This is a genomic window from Chryseobacterium electrogenes (assembly GCF_053553015.1).
This window is the reverse complement of the sequence record NZ_JBNPPB010000002.1, coordinates 1,750,020-1,768,540: the sequence shown is the minus strand read 5'-3', so window position 1 is coordinate 1,768,540 and position 18,521 is coordinate 1,750,020. Positions and strand designations below refer to the sequence as shown.

The 18,521-nt window shown below is 34.1% G+C and carries 17 protein-coding genes; 6 read left to right on the top strand and 11 right to left on the bottom strand.

Features of this window, described 5'->3' with window-relative positions; all coding sequences use genetic code 11:
• The first annotated feature begins 21 nt into the window (after positions 1–21).
• Together ACQQ6V_RS08105 and ACQQ6V_RS08100 are read left to right on the top strand one after the other, a co-directional pair.
• Entirely contained in the window at positions 22–492 is a 471-nt protein-coding gene (locus ACQQ6V_RS08105) for an Lrp/AsnC family transcriptional regulator (RefSeq protein ID WP_448845033.1), read from the top strand.
• A gap of 66 nt (positions 493–558) precedes the next feature.
• A complete protein-coding gene (locus ACQQ6V_RS08100) occupies positions 559–939 on the top strand; it encodes a hypothetical protein (RefSeq protein WP_448845032.1) in 381 nt (126 codons plus the stop codon).
• Here the strand turns inward: ACQQ6V_RS08100 and ACQQ6V_RS08095 are convergent.
• Together ACQQ6V_RS08095 and lnt are read right to left on the bottom strand one after the other, a co-directional pair.
• A complete protein-coding gene (locus tag ACQQ6V_RS08095; RefSeq protein WP_448845031.1) occupies positions 932–1,774 on the bottom strand; it encodes a hypothetical protein in 843 nt (280 codons plus the stop codon). The two genes, ACQQ6V_RS08100 and ACQQ6V_RS08095, sit on opposite strands and share 8 nt — an antisense overlap.
• A gap of 5 nt (positions 1,775–1,779) precedes the next feature.
• Positions 1,780–3,441 (bottom strand): apolipoprotein N-acyltransferase, encoded by a 1,662-nt coding sequence (gene lnt / locus ACQQ6V_RS08090; RefSeq protein WP_448845030.1) that lies wholly within the window; start codon positions 3,439–3,441, stop codon positions 1,780–1,782.
• 88 nt (positions 3,442–3,529) lie between these two features.
• Here lnt and ACQQ6V_RS08085 point away from each other — a divergent pair, with 88 nt between their 5' ends.
• On the top strand, positions 3,530–3,958 hold the full coding sequence (locus ACQQ6V_RS08085) for a VanZ family protein (RefSeq protein ID WP_448846187.1): 429 nt from the start codon (positions 3,530–3,532) through the stop codon (positions 3,956–3,958).
• Here ACQQ6V_RS08085 and proC read toward each other — a convergent pair.
• The 8 genes from proC to ACQQ6V_RS08045 form a co-directional block, all read right to left on the bottom strand.
• Entirely contained in the window at positions 3,948–4,751 is an 804-nt protein-coding gene (proC, locus tag ACQQ6V_RS08080; RefSeq protein ID WP_448845029.1) for a pyrroline-5-carboxylate reductase, read from the bottom strand. The genes ACQQ6V_RS08085 and proC overlap by 11 nt on opposite strands.
• Positions 4,752–4,849: 98 nt before the next feature.
• Positions 4,850–5,998: a cytochrome-c peroxidase gene (locus ACQQ6V_RS08075; protein WP_448845028.1), complete on the bottom strand. Its 1,149-nt coding sequence runs from the start codon at positions 5,996–5,998 to the stop codon at positions 4,850–4,852.
• Between the two features lie 4 nt (positions 5,999–6,002).
• Positions 6,003–7,523: a DUF6850 family outer membrane beta-barrel protein gene (locus tag ACQQ6V_RS08070; protein ID WP_448845027.1), complete on the bottom strand. Its 1,521-nt coding sequence runs from the start codon at positions 7,521–7,523 to the stop codon at positions 6,003–6,005.
• A gap of 39 nt (positions 7,524–7,562) precedes the next feature.
• A complete protein-coding gene (locus ACQQ6V_RS08065) occupies positions 7,563–8,792 on the bottom strand; it encodes a DUF4876 domain-containing protein (RefSeq protein ID WP_448845026.1) in 1,230 nt (409 codons plus the stop codon).
• A 27-nt stretch (positions 8,793–8,819) separates the two neighbouring features.
• Positions 8,820–11,561 (bottom strand): TonB-dependent receptor, encoded by a 2,742-nt coding sequence (locus tag ACQQ6V_RS08060; protein WP_448845025.1) that lies wholly within the window; start codon positions 11,559–11,561, stop codon positions 8,820–8,822.
• A gap of 167 nt (positions 11,562–11,728) precedes the next feature.
• Positions 11,729–12,745: a UDP-N-acetylmuramate dehydrogenase gene (gene murB / locus ACQQ6V_RS08055; RefSeq protein WP_448845024.1), complete on the bottom strand. Its 1,017-nt coding sequence runs from the start codon at positions 12,743–12,745 to the stop codon at positions 11,729–11,731.
• Positions 12,746–12,801: 56 nt separating this feature from the next.
• Positions 12,802–13,251, bottom strand: a complete 450-nt coding sequence (locus tag ACQQ6V_RS08050) for a hypothetical protein (RefSeq protein WP_448845023.1) — start codon at positions 13,249–13,251, stop codon at positions 12,802–12,804.
• Positions 13,252–13,262: 11 nt separating this feature from the next.
• Positions 13,263–14,468: a pyridoxal phosphate-dependent aminotransferase gene (locus tag ACQQ6V_RS08045; protein WP_448845022.1), complete on the bottom strand. Its 1,206-nt coding sequence runs from the start codon at positions 14,466–14,468 to the stop codon at positions 13,263–13,265.
• Positions 14,469–14,738: 270 nt separating this feature from the next.
• On the opposite strand from ACQQ6V_RS08045, the gene ACQQ6V_RS08040 reads away from it, so the two are divergent.
• Positions 14,739–15,308, top strand: a complete 570-nt coding sequence (locus ACQQ6V_RS08040; RefSeq protein ID WP_448845021.1) for a YiiX/YebB-like N1pC/P60 family cysteine hydrolase — start codon at positions 14,739–14,741, stop codon at positions 15,306–15,308.
• Position 15,309: 1 nt separating this feature from the next.
• On the opposite strand, the gene ACQQ6V_RS08035 is transcribed toward ACQQ6V_RS08040, so the two are convergent.
• Positions 15,310–15,825 carry a DUF4833 domain-containing protein gene (locus tag ACQQ6V_RS08035; RefSeq protein ID WP_448845020.1) on the bottom strand — a complete coding sequence of 172 codons (516 nt, stop codon included), beginning with the start codon at positions 15,823–15,825 and terminating at the stop codon, positions 15,310–15,312.
• 103 nt (positions 15,826–15,928) lie between these two features.
• Between ACQQ6V_RS08035 and ACQQ6V_RS08030 the strand changes: the two genes are divergently transcribed.
• A complete protein-coding gene (locus tag ACQQ6V_RS08030; protein WP_448845019.1) occupies positions 15,929–16,483 on the top strand; it encodes a LemA family protein in 555 nt (184 codons plus the stop codon).
• Positions 16,484–16,487: 4 nt separating this feature from the next.
• Positions 16,488–18,431, top strand: coding sequence for a DUF2207 domain-containing protein (locus ACQQ6V_RS08025; protein WP_448845018.1), 1,944 nt, complete (start codon positions 16,488–16,490; stop codon positions 18,429–18,431).
• Positions 18,432–18,521 lie beyond the last annotated feature (90 nt).

Genomic DNA, 18,521 nt, shown 5'->3' with positions numbered 1-18,521 from the left:
AAACAATAAAGTTAAGTTATTATGAACTACCAATTAGACGAAATCGATAAGAAAATACTTGATTTTCTAGTAGAAAATACAAGGATGCCTTTTACGGAAATCGCTAAACAAATGGACGTGTCAGCAGGGACCATCCATGTTAGAGTAAAAAAAATGGAAGACGCAGGGATAATCCTTGGTTCTTCTTTAAGCATTGATTATGGTAAATTAGATTACCATTTCACAGCATTTATCGGTATCTTGCTTACCAAGTCTAACAGAACTCAAGAAGTTTTGAAAGAATTGTCTCAGATCCCAAATGTTGTAGAGGCTAGTGTTATCTCTGGAAAATACAATATCTTCTGTAAAATGAAAGCAAAAAATACAGAAGATGCTAAGCGTATCATTTATCAGATTGATGATATCCAAGATGTAATGAGAACTGAAAGTATGATTTCTATGGAAGAATATATCAGTGACAAAAACAGATTGATTAACGCTGTTTCTGTATAATATTTATCAGGAAAAAACTTACATAAAGGGCTTTGATTATTCAAAAGCCCTTTTTATATTTATACCATGGAAAACCAATCAAAATCAATCGATAAAAGTTTTAAAAATAACCCGTTTTTTTATGGTGTTTTAATCTTTTTGTTGTTGCATTTTTATCTAAGTGTCAACACAGATTTGTTAGAATATAGCCAACATAAGGATATTAATATTCCGTTTTGGTATTTCTATATTATCTTTACGATAGATATATTGGTCGTTATATCATTAGCGCTCATTGCACTTTATAAAAAAGTTGGAGTGATTACAGTGCCTCTTTTTGTGATGTTACATTTTATTTGTCACAATTATTTCTTGAGTACTTTCTTATATTCAGATGTGAGTTTCTTATCTTTTTATGTCGGACTAGGATTATTAGTGGTGATCCCGAGATGGAAAGAATTTAACTAAATTTCTTCTCTATCGAATAATTTAAAGTTAAAAATTGAATACCCCAAATCCTGAATTGATGTTTTGCCCTCAATTCATCGGATGATGTTTCGTATACTTTTAGTTCTTCGTGCATGCTTCTCACGAACTTAGACCAATATTGACCTTTGTGATTGGTTAATGTGAAATAAAATCCGCTATCACCAAATTTTTTGCCTTCTGATTTTAAGATTAAAGAACCATCAGCTAGGATTTCTTTAGTCATAATAACCGATGCATTTCCGTTAGGCAAAGGAAATATTAATTTGAATAATGGTTCTTCGTAATTAGGATTTTTGCATTGCGTGTAGATGCCAGAAAAGATAACATTTTGACTTTTTTTGGCAATTCGGTACCATATTGTCCAGATGTTTTGCTTTGTTTCGTTAGATTGTAATTTTATGATTTTACTTTCGATGCCGTCAGAGAGATCACTTTTTTTTATTGGTAAATTAAGTTGTTGTAATCTATTACTGAACAACAATTGTAAAACAAATCCAAAAGGCAAAAACAAAGGATGCCAGTTGGCTTTAACATCCAGATTATAATTAGAAGTATGGAGATAGAAATCTTCAACTTTTTTGTTAAGTCCATCATTGTTGTTAATCCCGATAGACTCAAGACTTTCTAACAAACCAACATCAGGCAGGTTTTCTTGGATGCTAAGATTCTGTTCTTTGGCTAAAGTTTTGACAAATTTATTTTTAATAACATCAGTATTCCCGATAGGACCAATTAACCAATCATGCGTTTTAGGGTCAATATTCTGTCCCCAATTCTTAACCCAAAATTGCGTCAACCAATCTTGTATTGCCATTAATTTTATTTTTTACGATTAAGATAACGTCGCCCAGGAATGAAACAAATCAAAAATCCAATCATAAACATGGATATTCTAGATAAGAAATCACCACTTCTTACATAAAACGTTTCGCCATCTATCAAGTTAGCTTTTACCGTTAATGCGCCTTGAGCGCCGTAAGGTAACTCATCCAAGATGTCGCCTCGTGAGTTGATATGGGCACTTGTTCCGCTGTTGGCGGCACGGACAACTTCTTTTCTTGTTTCGATGGAGCGAAGTCTTGCATAGGCTAATAATTGCTTATGACCTTGAGAGTAACCCCACCAAGAATCGTTAGTCACAATGGCGAGAAGATTAGCTCCTTTTTTAACATAATCTCCAGTAAATTCTCCATAAATACTTTCGTAGCAAATGATAGGCGCTAGTTTTGCTTTGTTAAAAGGGTTAGAAAAAGCCAAACGTTCTTTATCGGTGCCCAAAGAACTTACAGAACCTCCCATATCTAACATTGCATCACCCAATAATGGTTTCAATACAGACATATAAGGGAAAATTTCTACACCTGGTACTAACTTTCCTTTGTGATACACTTCAACGTTTTGATTCGGAATAACTTGTACCGCAGAGTTATATTGATCTACCCAGATGTCAGCATTGGGGATAAAAGAAGCTGTTGTAGATTTTTGTTTTACCTCGTCTTCATTGGTAAAAACATAGTGGCTGGAGATTCCGCCCATCCAGAGAGATTTAGGATGTTCTGTTAGAAAAGATTTGACTTGATGGAGAAGTAAACTACTCTGGAAGCCTCTTTCGCTGATGCTTCCACGGCCAGGCAATGAAGTTTCTGGAGATAAGAAAATATCTACATTTTCGGTTTTATTTCCAACTTTTAAGGTCGAATGTTGTTTAGCAATAGTCAGTAAGTCGCCTAAAATCTGAAGGCTATCTTTTTGATATTTTTCGTTATAAGGATCAAGCTCTGGTTGTAGCATCGTTACATTAACGTTGCCAACTACTTTTGCGTTATAATTTTTATATTGAATTAAAGAAATGAGCATCGGCAAAGCAATTAAGCCCAAAACAATTGAAGAATTAATGATTAATGACCGTCTTTTTCTGCCAGCTTCCCAAACTCTGAAACCGTAAAAAACCATCACGTTAATGATTAAAATCCAAAAACTACCGCCAGTAGCGCCTAATGTATCATACCATTGTACCAATTCTGGATAATTGGCGAAGACATTGCCGAGATTAAGCCAAGGCCACGTTAACTCCCAACTGAGGTGGAATTTCTCAAAAGCCATCCATATTCCGACAAAAAATACCAATCCGAAATACGTTCCTTCTAGCTTTTTATACCAATGGAAACACATAAATGTTAATGACATCAATGCCGAATTAACAATAACAGGAAATAACACTGCCATTAAAGAATGACTTCCATCGGGATTAAGCGCATTATAAAGCCAGCCTGTTGTAATGATGTTCCAGATGATAAAAGAAAGGTAAGATAACCCGAAAACAGCAAGAGATTTTCTTTTGATCGTACTGAATTTCATTATGTCATGCTCAGCCAATAATAATGGGACAAAAGCAAAAAATATAAAAAACGGAACGCCATAAGTGGGCCAAGAAACGCAAAATAACATTGCAGAAATTAAACTCAGAATAATGTATTTCATACAGCAAAATTGTACTCAAAAATACGACTTTAAAAACTTTTAAACTTATATTTTTGTAATAGATTTAGTTTAATTAAAAAGGATTGTGATTCTGAAAAAAATATACCGTACGCTGATTATACCATATACTGTGATGTTGCTCTACTTCATGTTTCTGGGATTTGGGAGAACTCAGATGAACATCAATATTGTAAGGTTGAAACCTCTTGCCTCTACCATCGACTTTGTGTCTAAGAGTTTATTTTGGAAAGATATTATCATTAATCTCGTAGGGAATATTGTTATGTTTATTCCATTTGGATTTCTTGGATGGGTTTTCCCGAAACTTAATCATTATAAAGCTTTAATTATCAATTTTGTTTTTGTCTTGATTATTGTAGAAAGCATGCAGTATTTTACACGATTAGGGGTTTTTGATATTGATGATATTTTGCTTAACAGTATTGGCGTAAGCATTGGTTTTTATATTAAACAGAAATTAGAAAAATTATTTAAAATAGATATTTTTAAGAATTAAGTTCTTTAGCACGTGCTTCCGCAGAAAGAATACCATGTTGTAAGTGATCTTTGAGATGGTTTTCATTAAAACTCCTGAGTGCAGCCTCGGTTGTTCCGCCTTTGGATGCGACATCTTTTATAAGGTTGTCTAATGATTTTTCAGAATTATTAATAAGATGATAAGCTCCTAACATGGTTTGTTTTACAAATAATTTGGATAGATTTTCTTCAATTCCCATTTGTATTCCGGCTTTTATCATAGCGTCTACAATATAATAAAAATAAGCTGGTCCGCTCCCAGAAAGCGCTGTAACGCCATCTAATAGATTTTCATCTTCTAGATATACAGATCTTCCGGTGCTGTTTAGCAATCTTTCGATGTTGATTAATTGGTTAAACAAAATACCTTCTGCAGCCGTATAACCAGTAATTCCCATGCCTAGCAATGTAGGAGAGTTCGGCATACAACGCACAACTAAAGAATGATTAAAAGCTTTTTGTATATTTTCGATTTTGATGCCTGCCATGATAGAAAGTATCATTTGGTCAGGTTTTAATTCAAATAAAATATGTTGGGCAACAAAGTTAAAATCTTGAGGCTTTACGGCAATAATGATGAGGTCTGCGTCTAGTTGCGTGACTTCATCAAAAGTTGAAATTTTAGAACTAGGAAAGTCTAAAGTTAATTTCTCTTTAGTAGCTTGACTTCTGGTGATAAGATGAAGGTCTTCTGGCTTTAATAATTCGTATTTGAGGAAAGATCTTGAGAAAGAAATACCCATGTTGCCAGCGCCCAAAATCGCAATTTTCATAGTTTACAGAGATTAGATTAAAGATTAAAATTACTTCAATAAAATGAAACAGACTTTAATTATTTAAAATAATCTACAAGAAACATCCGAGAATTAAATTATTCTATCGGGAAATCTGGTCGTCTCATTTTGAATTTAGTTCCATTAAGCGCTTCTAGAAATAAAATTAATGCTTTTTTCTCATCAACTGTTAGATCTAATTTTTTCATTAAAGGATCAGTTACAGGATACATGGGATCTTTCAGTTTTTGCTCTGGTTTAGGATCTATCATGTGCATACCACTGTTGTAAATATTGATAATACCTTCTAGATCGTCAAACAATCCGTTATGCATCCATGGTCTGGTTAGGTTAAGATCTCTAAGTTGAGGCGTACGGAATTTCCCCACATCTTCAGCTTTTTTAGTTACGTCATATAATCCTAAATCCTGATATTGTCTTTTGTAATAGGTTAATCCAATGTTGTGGAAAGATTCGTCGGTGAGATATTGTCCGTTATGGCAGTTCATACAACGGGCTTTGGTGCGGAAAATGTGCATACCGTAGATTTCTTGATCGGTCATCGCTTTATAATTTCCTTCCAGAAACTGATCGAACCTGCTTGGTTGGCTTTTTATCGTTTTTTGAAATGCTGCAAGCGCCGTGGTAATCCTGTTAAAAGTCACAGATTCTGTCCCAAAAGCATCTTTGAAGAGTTTTTTATAATTTTTAAATTTTTCAAATTTATCAGGAAGGGTACTTGGATCCATAGCCATCTCGTGATGAGCGGCAATGGGAGAAATGGCTTGGTCTTCTAAGGTTGATGCGCGACCATCCCAGAAAAAAGATTTGCGTTCTGCAATATTAAGGATCGTAGGCGTATTGCGCGTGCCCATAAGGTGATCGTTACCTAGAGAAACACGTCTGCGATCCGTCCAACCCATTTCTGGATCATGACAAGAACTACAAGATATTTGGTCGGATTTTGATAATTTAGGATCAAAGAATAGCATTTTTCCTAAGATAACTTCTGGCTTATCTTGGTTTTTGAAAAAATCAACATCTCTTTTGATTGGTGAAAACTCTGACCATTTTGCTTCCGGATCTATGGTTGCTTTTGGCCATTGAGAAATTGCTTTTTTATAACTATTAACGATATCTTCAAAAGTTGGATCTTGGATATTCATAAGATCGCGATTGACTTTTGGGGCGAAATTTAAAAATACAAAAACAACGCTAATAGCAGCAACATAAACAGTTTTCTTCATTTTTCTAAAATGTTATTCCTAGGCTTAAAGCAACAAAGTTATTGTTTTTTTCTTGTATTTTTTGGCTTTGATATTGTGCATTAATATAAAACGCGGGTAACTTCTCTAGTTTTACGTCATATCGTAAGCTTGCACCAATTGTTGTTGCATCACTAGTCAGGAAATAATAATCCTCTAGAACCCAATCTAGAATGGAAGATCTAATGTCTTTAGAAATTGCATTAATAGCTTTATTGATTGTTTTTTTAGAAAAATAAGGGCTGAAGCTTAAGACTTGGTTGCTTGTTATTTCTTGTTTGTAATGAGCTTCTAGACCTAAGGTATAGGCATCAAACTTTTGACCTGTAAAAGGTAAACGTTTTTGCTCAGTAGTTTCTTGATAGATAAAAAAAGGAATAACAGCAAGGTTAGATTTCTCCCAATTGTATTGATAAAATCCTCTAATCTTGGTAGTGTAATCTTCTTTTTTGTAGGTTTTTCTTTTGTAGATCTGTTGTGTTAACTGTGTATTATTGGTGTAGCCATATTCGCTACCCGTTTTTGTACTGGCATTATAATTAGCGAGTATTCCGAAGCGATGATTTTTGATAGTGAAAAATTTAGCTGCTTCCAGATCGTAAGTTTTGCTTTCTAAATCTGAAGCGTCAAAATCTGTATTACCTGTATTAATACTCTTTACATTGTTAGATTGTCCAATACTACCTTGCAGATAGAAATCTTTAGATTTTTTGCTAAAGAGTTGACCGCCGATTTTATAGGCGTGTTCTTGATAAATTGCTGCAGGATTTTTGGTACTGAAAAAATAATTAGAATATCCCAAACCTGTCATGTGATAGGTAAGCGGTTGTCCTAGTAGATTAACAAAAGAGATGGATGTATTCTGGGTATATTTATTAAACTGCCCGAAAATGCCTAGCTCATAATCTCTATAAACTTTATAGTTAATCCCGAGATTGATGGATAGATCTGAGGTTGTACTGTTAACTCTAGGATCCTTAGACCTTGACCCTAATTGAGCAAGATAATTAGCTTCTAGCCCGATAGTCCAACGGTTAAAGCTTTGTGCCAATCCACCAGAAAATTGATAACGTTCTACCTTAGTTGTTCCTCCAATAGAATCTGCAATGGAGTAGGGCGCAATTCTGTCATAATCTAAAGTCTCATTCCATTTTATAGAATTAAGTTTTAGGTTTTGATAGCTTGCACTTCCCCAGATAGATCGGTTAGATTTTTGTTTTTTATAAGAACTGACATTAACGCCGAGTCCTTCGCTTCCTGATCCTAATTGTTGCCTGTAGATTTTCTGATTGCCTTTGTGATAAGAAACCCCAAAATCTGTGAAAGATAAAGAACTATAATCCGACTTGGCCGCCGGATTATAGTAATAGGATTGTTTAATATTTCTTTCTATATCAAACTGGTTATTAATAATTGGATATAGCCTAAGGCTGTCCTGAGCTTTGGCAGAGATGACTCCGAAAACTAATACTGATAATAGTGTATAGAAAGATTTATTTTGAAACATTAGATAGGTTTTAATGTTTGATTATTTTTTAATTTGAAATTAATGAATGATACCATTCTTTAAGCTTGGCTCAGAATTTTTGATAAAATCTTCTGTAGAGTTATTAGTGTCCTTATATTTATCTTTACCATTACTTAGTTTACCATCTACTTTTCTTCTTACGGATTTCCCTAGGCGATTAGCATCATTCCAAAAACTACCAACACCTGTCCAACCAGAATCTATGGAAGAAGAAGTTAGCATTTGTAATAGTTTATCTTGTACGGCATTGTTCATCCCATCAAGAATCCAAGAATTAGGAATTTGATATGTACTTCTAGTAGTTGTACCGCCAGCAGAGTTAGTATAAGAGTAAGTGTACTTATTTTTTTCTAAGAAAGATGTAGAAGTCTCACCTTCTGGGAAACGTGCTAACACATAAGATTCTACACCACTACTGTGCAAGAAGAACATATTAAAATTCATCTGAGTGTATATAATATCGGCATTAGGAACTAATGGATTATCTACCTGACCTAAAGCTGGATTAGTGGATGGAAACTCAAAATCTGCTTTACTTAAGTCAAATGCAGTACTAGAATGTTTAGTATGATCAACTGCATTGTCTGCTACAACGATAAAGTCACCTGGCTGTACCGGGTACTGATTACCACTTCCTCTAAGAACCATAACACCTTTTACAGGAAATGATTGGTCAATATTATAAGGTGTAACATTGTTATTAACTGAAGTCAAAAATTCTGACTGACCAATAATTAGATTATCAGCATACAATACTTTATTAGTATTATTTACAATTTTGAAATAACGGCTAGAGTTATAGTTTTTACCCTCTGGAGTTTTTACCCCTGTGTAGAAAGCCTCTTCTATGATAAAACTATCTGTAAATTGTTTAATAAGCATAGGAGATTCCATAGAAATTAATCCTGATTTCATATCTACAGAAATAGTTGTTCCTGTCTGTACACCATCTCCTGTATTATTAATAGCAGTACCATTTGCAGAAATTTTGTAAGATCCATAAGGTAACTCTAATTGTATAGAAGACGTATTTTGAAAAGCTTTCTTTACCACAGCACCCGTATTAATTTCTAAAGCTTCTACATCCAAAGTTTTATAAGAAACGATATTTTCGCTTTTAAAGTTTAAAGATAAAATACCTTTTTGCTGTATGGTTTCTGTGCCAAAATCATCATCTTTAGAACATGATGTAATTGTGGTAGCAACAGTTGCTGCTAATAGACTGATAATTAAGAGTCTTTTTTTCATTGGTATAAATTTTTATGATATTAATATTTAAAAGTTATAGTTAAGCTCCATCCCGAAGTAGGGTGTCGCAGAGTTTTTTCTAGTTACTCTTACACCATTAAAGTTGTAAGGATGCGCATAATTGAAAAGCCTATTCACAAACATTGATGTCTTTAAAGATTTATAAATTCTTTTCGAAATTTTTAGATTTGCGCTGATGGTGTAGGTCAGGTTAGTAGCTAGATTATCAGTGGTCGATACATCTCTAACTAACCATTGTTTGTAAAGATCTGTACGATCTGCATCTGTAAATTGATGCACAATACCATCTATTCCGTAATAAGAAATTGGTTCTGGTATTCTCTGGTCTTTAGTTCTGTCATTAAATATCACTCCCTGAATTGATGCCGAAATATTCATGTCCAGACTTGGTAGATACGTGTCGACAAAGAAGTTGTAATTAAGGTTAGAGTTAATATAGCCGTCAGCATTTTTATAAATTCCATAATAAGGGAAATTATTGCCAGCAAGCGAAATATTTGGTTTTTCTATGACAGGAACTGTGTTGCGATATTGGGTTCTAAACCAAGCACCTGTCAAAGTAAATTTGGTATTAATAGAAGGGAATCTTGGCGAGCTATAACCGAATTCTATTCCCTTTTTTAAGGTCGCACTTCCGTTTTCTGTTATGGCATAACTTCCAAATTCCGATCGTATTTCGTAAGGAACATTGGCAAGATTAGGGCCGTTATTCCAGTCGTTGAGATCAACAAAAGCAGCATTGTATCTTTTAAAGGTATGAACAGCATTCTGTAATGTACTTCTAAAACCATTGTCCATATCTTCTTGGAAAAACGTCGCAAAAAACTCGTGGTTGCGATAACTAAGATCTATACGGATTTCGTGTTTTGTGTTTTTAGCTGCGGTTAGATTTTTATTTTCAACATTTTGAACGTAAGTCATGTAGTTGACATAGCGATAACGTTCGTCATTATGGAAATAGTTAAGCTGTGTGTAATCTGTATAGCGCTGGTTAGGATATAACATAAGCAATGTTGGCTGCTTGTAGAATAATCCATAACCCATGGTAAAATCTGTTTTCAAAGGATGTCCCAGTACCATAATACTAGGCAAACTGTATTGGAAATTAAGTCGTGGTTCTAAAAATACCTTTTTGCTAATGCTGTAAGAAGCATCCATACCTAACAACTTAGACGCTCTTAATCCTGCATATAAATTAAGTTGATGACCATCGATATTATAACTCATCTGATCTCCAATAAATGTTGCAAGATTCTGATAAGCAGGGATATCATTATAAGCTCTTGGCCTGGTTGACATATTAGCCGTTGGTGGCGTAAGCATATCGTATTGTTGACCTTTTCCGTTGTTTTTAGAATATCGCCAATCTAATCCGGCTTCATATTGATGCGTTAGTCCGCCTGCTTTTTTAGTTCCATTTAATTGGAATAATGCGGATAAGTCTAACGGTTTCCCGTCTGTGGTAAATTCTGATACATATCGTAAAACTGGGAAAACACCCACGTTTTCGCCTTGTGCGGTGGCTAGAGAAATAGATCTTGGACCAGATTGTTGCATTAGTTTTACTTGTTCTATCTTTTCAAAACCTTGACGCACGGCTGTGTTTAATATAATTTTGTTGAAGAAATTATCTTTCTTTAACTGATAGATAAAATTATTGGTAAGGCTTAATCTGTTATTGCTTGATTTATAAGAGTCTATGCTTGGATAGCCATTGTCGGGATCATTTTTAATCTTATCAATATTGCTAGAAAGGTCTATGTTAGAGCGCCATTCTAAAGGATTGTTCCACAATTTAGTTTTTAATTTTGACCTTATAGAAGCGGTAATTCTTTGATAATTTTCGAAGTCGTCGGTAGGATTTTGCTTAGCGTCTAATAAGTCTGCACTAGCACTCAACTGCCAGTTTTTATTAAGGTTAAACCCTTTACTTACATAATATTGTTTGCTAAATCCATCTGCCTTAAAACGCGCTTGAAGGTTAGAATAACCAATTTTTCGTTCAATTTTAATAACACCAGATGTCAGATCACCATAAGCAGCAGACGGAATCCCGCGGATGATTTCTACTCTTTCTATATCATTGGTAGACAACGTTCTCATATCCACACCAATGCCTGCGGTAGCTCTTTTTCTTGGTCCATCTAGAAACTGAGAGTCACTAGAAGAAATTTGCATATCAGCATTGGTATTCCATACATTATCGTCAATCATAAATTGTACACCGAGAGACGATGTATTATAAGCACTAGGACCGCCAGCATTTTCGCGGATTAATGTTTTATTAGTAACAGTAAGATTGGGATTTCGAGCAAGGCCACCAGGCAGAAGTTCCATAATGTCTGCAAAGCTGGATGGTTGCAGGTGTTCCATCGCTTTCTGGTTGATGATAGATTTGCTGGTTAAGCCTTTACCTTCTTTTGCAGTTATAATAACTTCGTCTATCTTATGGTCGGTAGAGAGTTTTATGTTGAGGTTTTTAGGCATCCCCAGAAAGACAGTCACTGTTTTCTGTAGGTAAAGTGGATGCTTTATGGTAATCTTTTGTGTAGAAGAAGGAAGTGATATTTTGGATTTTCCGTCATCGTTGGTTGTTGAGAAAATCTTCTGATCGACAATGATAGAAGCGTTTTGCAAGACTTCATTGTTGTCATTAGTAACGCTAATGTTAAGAAAGATATTTCCTGATTGGGCATTGAGACCAACAGAAAAAAGACTTATTATAAAAAGAGCTAAAAATCTACCCACAGTTATTTTTTTTAATTCATTTCTCAGAAATGAGTTTGCAAAAATACAACGATGTTTTAGCTTAAAAGAATTTATTTAGAATAAATATAAATAATTGACAAAAGTCATTGATTGACAGTGGGTTTAATTTTTATTTTAATGTCAAATTAATGTTCATATTAAAAAAACTACATGATATTAACCTCGCGCTCTAGCATAATCCCGAATTTTTCTTTAACTGAATTAATAATCATCGTAGAAAAATCAAAAATTTCTTGCCCTGTTGCTTGTCCTGTTTTATTAACAATAACTAATGATTGAAGATGATGTGTTGCTACATTGCCAATTTGTTTTCCTTTCCATCCGCATTGTTCTATAAGCCAACCCGCAGGGACTTTTACCACATCGCCATTAGGATAACCTGGAATATTGTCAAATTCTTGTTGTAAAGCTTCGAACTGAGCGATAGCGATTGTAGGATTTTTGAAAAAACTTCCAGCATTACCTATTTCTTTTGGATCCGGTAACTTGCTTTGGCGGATGTTGATAACTGCTTTAGATATATCTTGGATGGTAGGATTTATAATATTGAGATTCTCTAGCTCGCTTCTAATAGCGCCATAATCGGCTTTAATGTTATGTTCTTGGGAGCTTAATCTAAAAGTAACTTCCAAAATGACATATTTTCCTTTCCCTTCTTGTTTAAAAAAAGAATCTCGGTAACCAAATTGACACTGGTATATATCAAAAGATTCTATGTTAAATGTTTCTAGATTGAGAACTTTACAACTGTGGAAAGTATCTTTAATTTCTGTGCCGTAAGCGCCAATATTTTGCATTGGAGATGTGCCGACATTACCCGGAATTAAGGATAAATTTTCTAATCCTCCATAGTTTTTGTCCAGACAATATTGCACAAATTGATGCCAGTTTTCGCCAGCTTGCGCCGTGATCAGAATTTGATTATCGCTGATAATGTCTTCCGAAATTCCTTTTAAATTTAATTTTAATGCCAATCCATCAAAATTCTTGGTGAACAAAATATTACTTCCACCACCTAAAAATAAAACCGAAAGGCTATGGCTTTTAGAAAAATTGAGAGCATCAATAAGCTCTTCTAGATTATGGATTTCGGCAAAATATTTTGCAGTAACATCAACGCCAAATGTGTTAAAAGCTTTTAAAGAAAACTGTTCCTTTATCATTAATTAATAAGATTCTTGATTATAAACTGTTAAGGAGAAAGCAATAAGTTAGAGACTTAATTTTTATATTTTGAACGTAGATTATTTAGACTGTTTCTCAATTCATTCAATTGTTTGTAGCCTTGTGTACTTTCTTTTGGATTATAGATTTCGTACTCTTTATCTCTTGTTTTGATTCTAAATATAGCATCAGGCCCATCAAAAATACCTTGTTGTCTTCCACTTTCTGTTTTTTCTAAATCAGAAATATTAATTTTAGAAACTAATTGATCCCAATCTTTAGAATTAATTTTCTTTTTAAAATTTGGGACATCCTGAAAACGACCACCCACTGCACTTGATTCTAGAGAATCTATAGTTGCTGTTATAGAAGATGAACCTCCTCTGCCAGCGGTATGCATGTAAGATACAGAAAGGATATTGGATTTCTGAGCCACAGTTTTGCAACTTATCGCAAGAAGCAAAACAGTGGACAGAAGTAGACTTATTTTAATTATTTTCATCATCGTGTTTTTTTTTATTTAGATGTTTCTAAATTATATTTTTCTATGGCATCCTTTAGGATTTCTGCGCTTCTTTTAAGATCTTCTTGCTTTAGAACATAGGCAATTCTTACTTGCTTTTTACCTAATTCTGGATTGCTGTAGAAACCTCCTGCGGGTGCAACCATGATAGTTTCGTTGTTGTTAGAGTATTTTTCTAATAACCATTGTGCAAAAACTTCTGTGTCGTCTACGGGTAATTCTGCAACACAATAGAAAGCGCCTTTTGGCTTAGGGCAAATAACACCTGGGATTTCATTTAGTAATTCAACTAAAAGGTTTCTACGTTGTGTATATTCTTCTCTAACAGAATTAATGTAAGCAGAATCATTTTGGTGTGCAGCGGTTGCGGCGATCTGACCAATTAATACTGGGCTTAATCTTGCTTGCGCGAATAACATTGCTGCATCATGGATTTTTTTAGACCTTGTAATCATACAACCAATTCTTGCGCCACACATAGAATAACGCTTAGATTCAGAATCTATGATGATACAGTTTTCTGCCAATTCTGGGAAAGCTAACATGGATATTTGCTTTTCTCCATCATAGACGTATTCTCTATATACTTCGTCAGAAATTACAACAATGTCGTGTTTTAATGCGATATCAGATAACTTTTGTAATTCTTCTTTGTTATAAAGATAACCAGTAGGATTACCAGGATTACAGATGATAATCGCTCTGGTTTTATCCGTGATTTTCTTCTCGAATTCTTCCATTGAAGGTAATGCAAAACCTGTATCAATAGTAGATGGCACAGCAACTACATTAACATTAAAAGCATTGGTAAAACCATTGTAATTAGCATAATAAGGCTCTGGGATAATGACCTCATCTCCATCATCACATAAGGTCGAAATAGCAAAGTTTAATGCTTCTGATCCACCATTGGTTACAATAAAGTTATTAGGCGTGATATCATCAAAGCCTAAAGAATTATAATAAGTAGACAATGCTGTTCTGTAGTCTAGATTACCTTCAGAAAGGGCATATTCTAGAACTTTAAGATCGATATTTTTTATAGCATTAAGAGCAGTTTCTGGCGTTTCTATATCGGGTTGCCCGATGTTAAGATGGTATACGCTGATTCCTTTTTTCTTAGCTTCTATCGAGAAAGGAACTAATTTTCTTACGGGAGAAGCAGGCATGTGCTCTGCTCTGTGAGATATTTTTGGCATGGTTTAACTATTAATATGGCAAAAATAACATTTAATTTTTCAATATTAAAACTCTACATTTGTTATTATCATAAAAATCTGAAGTGTGATTATCACGACAAGCTTTATAGTAGATTATATTTCTAAAATTATTGAAGAAAGATAAGCAGCTTTTTAGTTAACTATTTGATTAGATTAATAGAGATGAAAGTCATTGTAAAAGTTAAAAAATATATTAAAATAAGTTTCTTTTTTTATCTAGTTTTGCAGCTTATTTCTTGCAAAAGCAATATGCATAACGATTTACAAAACGGAGATTTGATATTTATAACCGCCAAGCAAGAAGGATTGTCTGGCGCGATTAATAATGTAACACAACAGCAGGATAATGCTAATTTCGATCATATTGGGATTCTAGAGAAAGAAGGTCGTCATTATCATGTTTTGCATGCTGCACCCAGAGGCGGTTCTCAGAAACAAACGCTGCAAGCTTTTATAAAAGATCAACATCAGAATCAACAACAGATGGTGATTTATCGATTGAAATCTAATTATCAAATGGCAATTCCTAAAGCTATCGTAAAGGCTAATGCAATGCTTGGTAAGCCGTATAACTTCGATTATATTTTAACGGATGATTCTTATTATTGTTCGGATTTTATAGAGAGAGCATTTCGGGAGAATCATATTTTTCAGTTAGAGCCAATGACTTTTATAGATCCAAAAACTGGCGTGACCAACACGTTTTGGAAAGATTTTTATGACAAAAAGAACATTGAAGTTCCGGAAGGAAAACCAGGTTGTAATCCTAATGGACTCGCTGCTTCTGACAAGTTAGAAAGAATAAAAATCCTTAATTAATCTACATTTCTACTTTCTCGGTAATGGTTTTTCCGGTGAAGAAATCCTTTCCTGTTAGCAATATGTAATCTGCAGTTGGTTTTATTCCACCTTTTTTAAGCTGGACATACATTTTATCCAAGAACATTTTTTTGTTGTTAATGGTCAAGAAAACTGAGGGTTTTTGACTGGTATTTAATCCTAAAAATAGGCTGAGTGTTTTGTTACCTTTTAAATTAAACTGAAAATAATTATCACTTATTTTTTTGAAATTAATGCCATAAGCCATTGAGTTTTGCATCGCGGTGAGCGGTTTTATAGCACCTCCTTCTTCATATAAAATTCTGTAGGTTTCTATAGGTTTTTTATCAGAAATATTTTTGCCATCCATATTGGCATCGTACATGAAGGTATTTTTGCTATTGCTGTGTTGGATGTAGAAAAGGTGTTCTGCATTTTTTACAGGAACAGGATAATTATCTTGACACCTGATAGAGATTATTATTAAAAAACAAAAAAGAGAAAAAAGAGTTTTCATGGTATGGTTAATAGTTTATTCTCAAAAATAAACAATTAAAATTAATTTCAAAATTCTTTTAAAGTTGTATAAAAAGCATATCTTTAATTCAAATAAATAAAATATGATTCCTTTATTAGTTGTGGTTGCCCTTGTGGTAATTGTTTTGTTTTATGGTGTTTCGGTTTATAATAAATTGGTAAGACTCAGAAACTTGGTGCAAGAAGCGTGGAGTAGTATTGATGTGATGCTTAAGAAACGTCATGATCTCATCCCTAACCTTGTAGAAACCGTAAAAGGTTATGCCACGCATGAGCGAGAAACCTTAGAAAGTGTTGTTAACGCGCGTAATTTTGCAGCTAATGCTAATTCTGTTCCTGCTACAGAAGCGGCGGAGAAGAATCTTAACCAAGCGATGATGAATCTTTTTGCAGTCGCAGAACAATATCCAGATCTTAAAGCCAATACTAATTTCCAACAACTTCAATCAGAATTGACTTCATTAGAAGGTGATATTGAGAAATCTAGACGATATTATAATGGCACAGTGCGAGAAAATAATACAACCGTAGAATCTTTCCCAAGTAATATTATTGCTAATATGTATAAGTTTGAAAAATCACCATTCTTCGAGCTTCAAAATATTGCCGAAAGAGAAGTGCCTAGCGTAAAGTTTTAGAAGAATGAAAAGACTTCTTTTATTTCTAACGGTTTTTTGTTCCTTTTTAGGATTTGCACAATTAGAAACCGCGACTTCTTCAGATTATGGCATTGATTTGACAATTGATCGCGAGCGGATTATTAATTTCCATTCGGTGATTGATGTACAAAAAGATGCCAGCATTTTTGTAACCGAATTGATTAAAGTTCACAGCGAAGGTGACGATATCAAGCGTGGGATTTTTCGTTCTTTACCAACTTCCAGAAATCTTAATGGATCTTCTCATAAAGTAAAATACGATATTGTTTCGGTTAAGAAAAATGGTGCAAAAGAAGATTATCATACAGAATCCGAAGGTGGTTTTCTCAAGATCTATGTAGGACAAAAAGATATTATTTTGTCGCCTGGTGATTACGAATATGAAATTAAATATTCTGCTAAAAATCAGGTCGGTTTTTTTGATAAATATGATGAGTTTTATTGGAATGTTAACGGTACCGAATGGGGTTTTGATATAGAAAAGATCTCTGCCAAAGTTAACCTTCCTCAAGGCGCCAATATTCTCCAAAGCTCTTGTTATACTGGTGCTGCAGGTAGTAAAGAAACCAATTGTAGTAGTAATGTTCTAGGAAATCAATCTATAGAATGGACGGGCAATTCTTTGTCTCCACATGAGAATCTCACCATAGCAGTGGGTTTTACAAAAGGAGTTGTATTGCCACCGCCACCACCAACTTTTTTAGAGAAATATGGCATCGCAATATTTCTAACTTTGGTGATGTTAGGCTTGTTTGTTAGTGGTTACAGTACATGGCGAAAATATGGTGTAGATCCTGTAAAACCGACAGTTTATCCACAGTTTAACGTTCCTGATAATATGTCTCCGGCAGCTTTAGGTTATTTAAAATTTGAGAGTTTTAAAGATTCTTATTTGACAGCAAGTTTGGTTAATTTAGCTATCAAAGGTTTTATCCAAATTGTTGAAGAAGAAGCGTCTTCGTTTTTTGGAATGTCAAAGAGTAAAACATTTAAAGTTAATAAGCTTAAAGAGCCCGATCAATCATTACCGAAAGAAGAAATCGCTGTGATGAATAATCTTTTTCAGAATAGAGATGTTGTTAATTTTGATAGTCAATATGATTCTAAAGTAGAACATACGGTGGATGATTATAAAGCCAATCTTCTTTATCAGTTTAAAGATTTTTTGACAGCAGGTAATAATTCTAAATTGGTTATTGCTCCTGCTTTGATCGTGTTTGGGGTATTTATTGCATCTTTTATTTTTTCCAATTGGATTAATGATACAATGACTTTTGCTGGTTTTGGTATGTTTGGGCTTGCGTTTATTGCTATTTTTGGAGTTATCGTTTATGCGGTTTTAAATAATGTTAAAAATGCAGGTTGCTTAATAGCCGCAATACTGATATTCTTTTTCCCGTTTATAGGAGGGATTATTTTATTTATGTTCGTGGCAGATTTGGATTTCAATTCTAAGGCGTGTATAGGATTTTTAGGAATAGGTATTATTTATTTAATCATTTTCAAAATTTTGATAAAACGTCCTTCTGAAGAAAAATTAAGAATTCAATCTTTAATAGATGGGTTTAAGATGTATATGGGCGCAGCAGAAAATGAGCAATTAAAATTCCATAACTCACCTAAAATGACTCCAGAAATTTTCGAAAAATACTTGCCTTATGCAATGGTGTTGGGCGTAGATGATATTTGGGGAAAGAAATTTGAAGCCGCATTAGCCGCAATGGCAATTGGTTATACAAGCTCTTGGTATATGGGAAGCATGCTTAATATGAACAGTTTTGGCAGTGCGCTCAATTCTAGCCTCACCAACTCTATAAGTTCAGGATCTACGGCACCATCTAGCTCAGGATCTATTTCTAGTAGCGGCTCTGGTGGTGGTGGATTCTCCGGCGGCGGCGGCGGCGGCGGCGGTGGCGGCGGTTGGTAACTTCTGCTTTCCATTTTAATTTAACGTGAGTTCGATGTAAGAAGTGATAAATTATAATAGAAAAAAGCGAAAAAATTAGTATATTTAAGC

Coding starts and splice junctions, on each gene's coding strand:
- ACQQ6V_RS08105 (WP_448845033.1), top strand. CDS start 22: ATGAACTACCAATTAGACGAAATCGATAAGAAAATACTTGATTTTCTA.
- ACQQ6V_RS08100 (WP_448845032.1), top strand. CDS start 559: ATGGAAAACCAATCAAAATCAATCGATAAAAGTTTTAAAAATAACCCG.
- ACQQ6V_RS08095 (WP_448845031.1), bottom strand. CDS start 1,774: ATGGCAATACAAGATTGGTTGACGCAATTTTGGGTTAAGAATTGGGGA.
- lnt (WP_448845030.1), bottom strand. CDS start 3,441: ATGAAATACATTATTCTGAGTTTAATTTCTGCAATGTTATTTTGCGTT.
- proC (WP_448845029.1), bottom strand. CDS start 4,751: ATGAAAATTGCGATTTTGGGCGCTGGCAACATGGGTATTTCTTTCTCA.
- ACQQ6V_RS08075 (WP_448845028.1), bottom strand. CDS start 5,998: ATGAAGAAAACTGTTTATGTTGCTGCTATTAGCGTTGTTTTTGTATTT.
- ACQQ6V_RS08070 (WP_448845027.1), bottom strand. CDS start 7,523: ATGTTTCAAAATAAATCTTTCTATACACTATTATCAGTATTAGTTTTC.
- ACQQ6V_RS08065 (WP_448845026.1), bottom strand. CDS start 8,792: ATGAAAAAAAGACTCTTAATTATCAGTCTATTAGCAGCAACTGTTGCT.
- murB (WP_448845024.1), bottom strand. CDS start 12,745: ATGATAAAGGAACAGTTTTCTTTAAAAGCTTTTAACACATTTGGCGTT.
- ACQQ6V_RS08050 (WP_448845023.1), bottom strand. CDS start 13,251: ATGATGAAAATAATTAAAATAAGTCTACTTCTGTCCACTGTTTTGCTT.
- ACQQ6V_RS08045 (WP_448845022.1), bottom strand. CDS start 14,468: ATGCCAAAAATATCTCACAGAGCAGAGCACATGCCTGCTTCTCCCGTA.
- ACQQ6V_RS08040 (WP_448845021.1), top strand. CDS start 14,739: ATGCATAACGATTTACAAAACGGAGATTTGATATTTATAACCGCCAAG.
- ACQQ6V_RS08035 (WP_448845020.1), bottom strand. CDS start 15,825: ATGAAAACTCTTTTTTCTCTTTTTTGTTTTTTAATAATAATCTCTATC.
- ACQQ6V_RS08030 (WP_448845019.1), top strand. CDS start 15,929: ATGATTCCTTTATTAGTTGTGGTTGCCCTTGTGGTAATTGTTTTGTTT.
- ACQQ6V_RS08025 (WP_448845018.1), top strand. CDS start 16,488: ATGAAAAGACTTCTTTTATTTCTAACGGTTTTTTGTTCCTTTTTAGGA.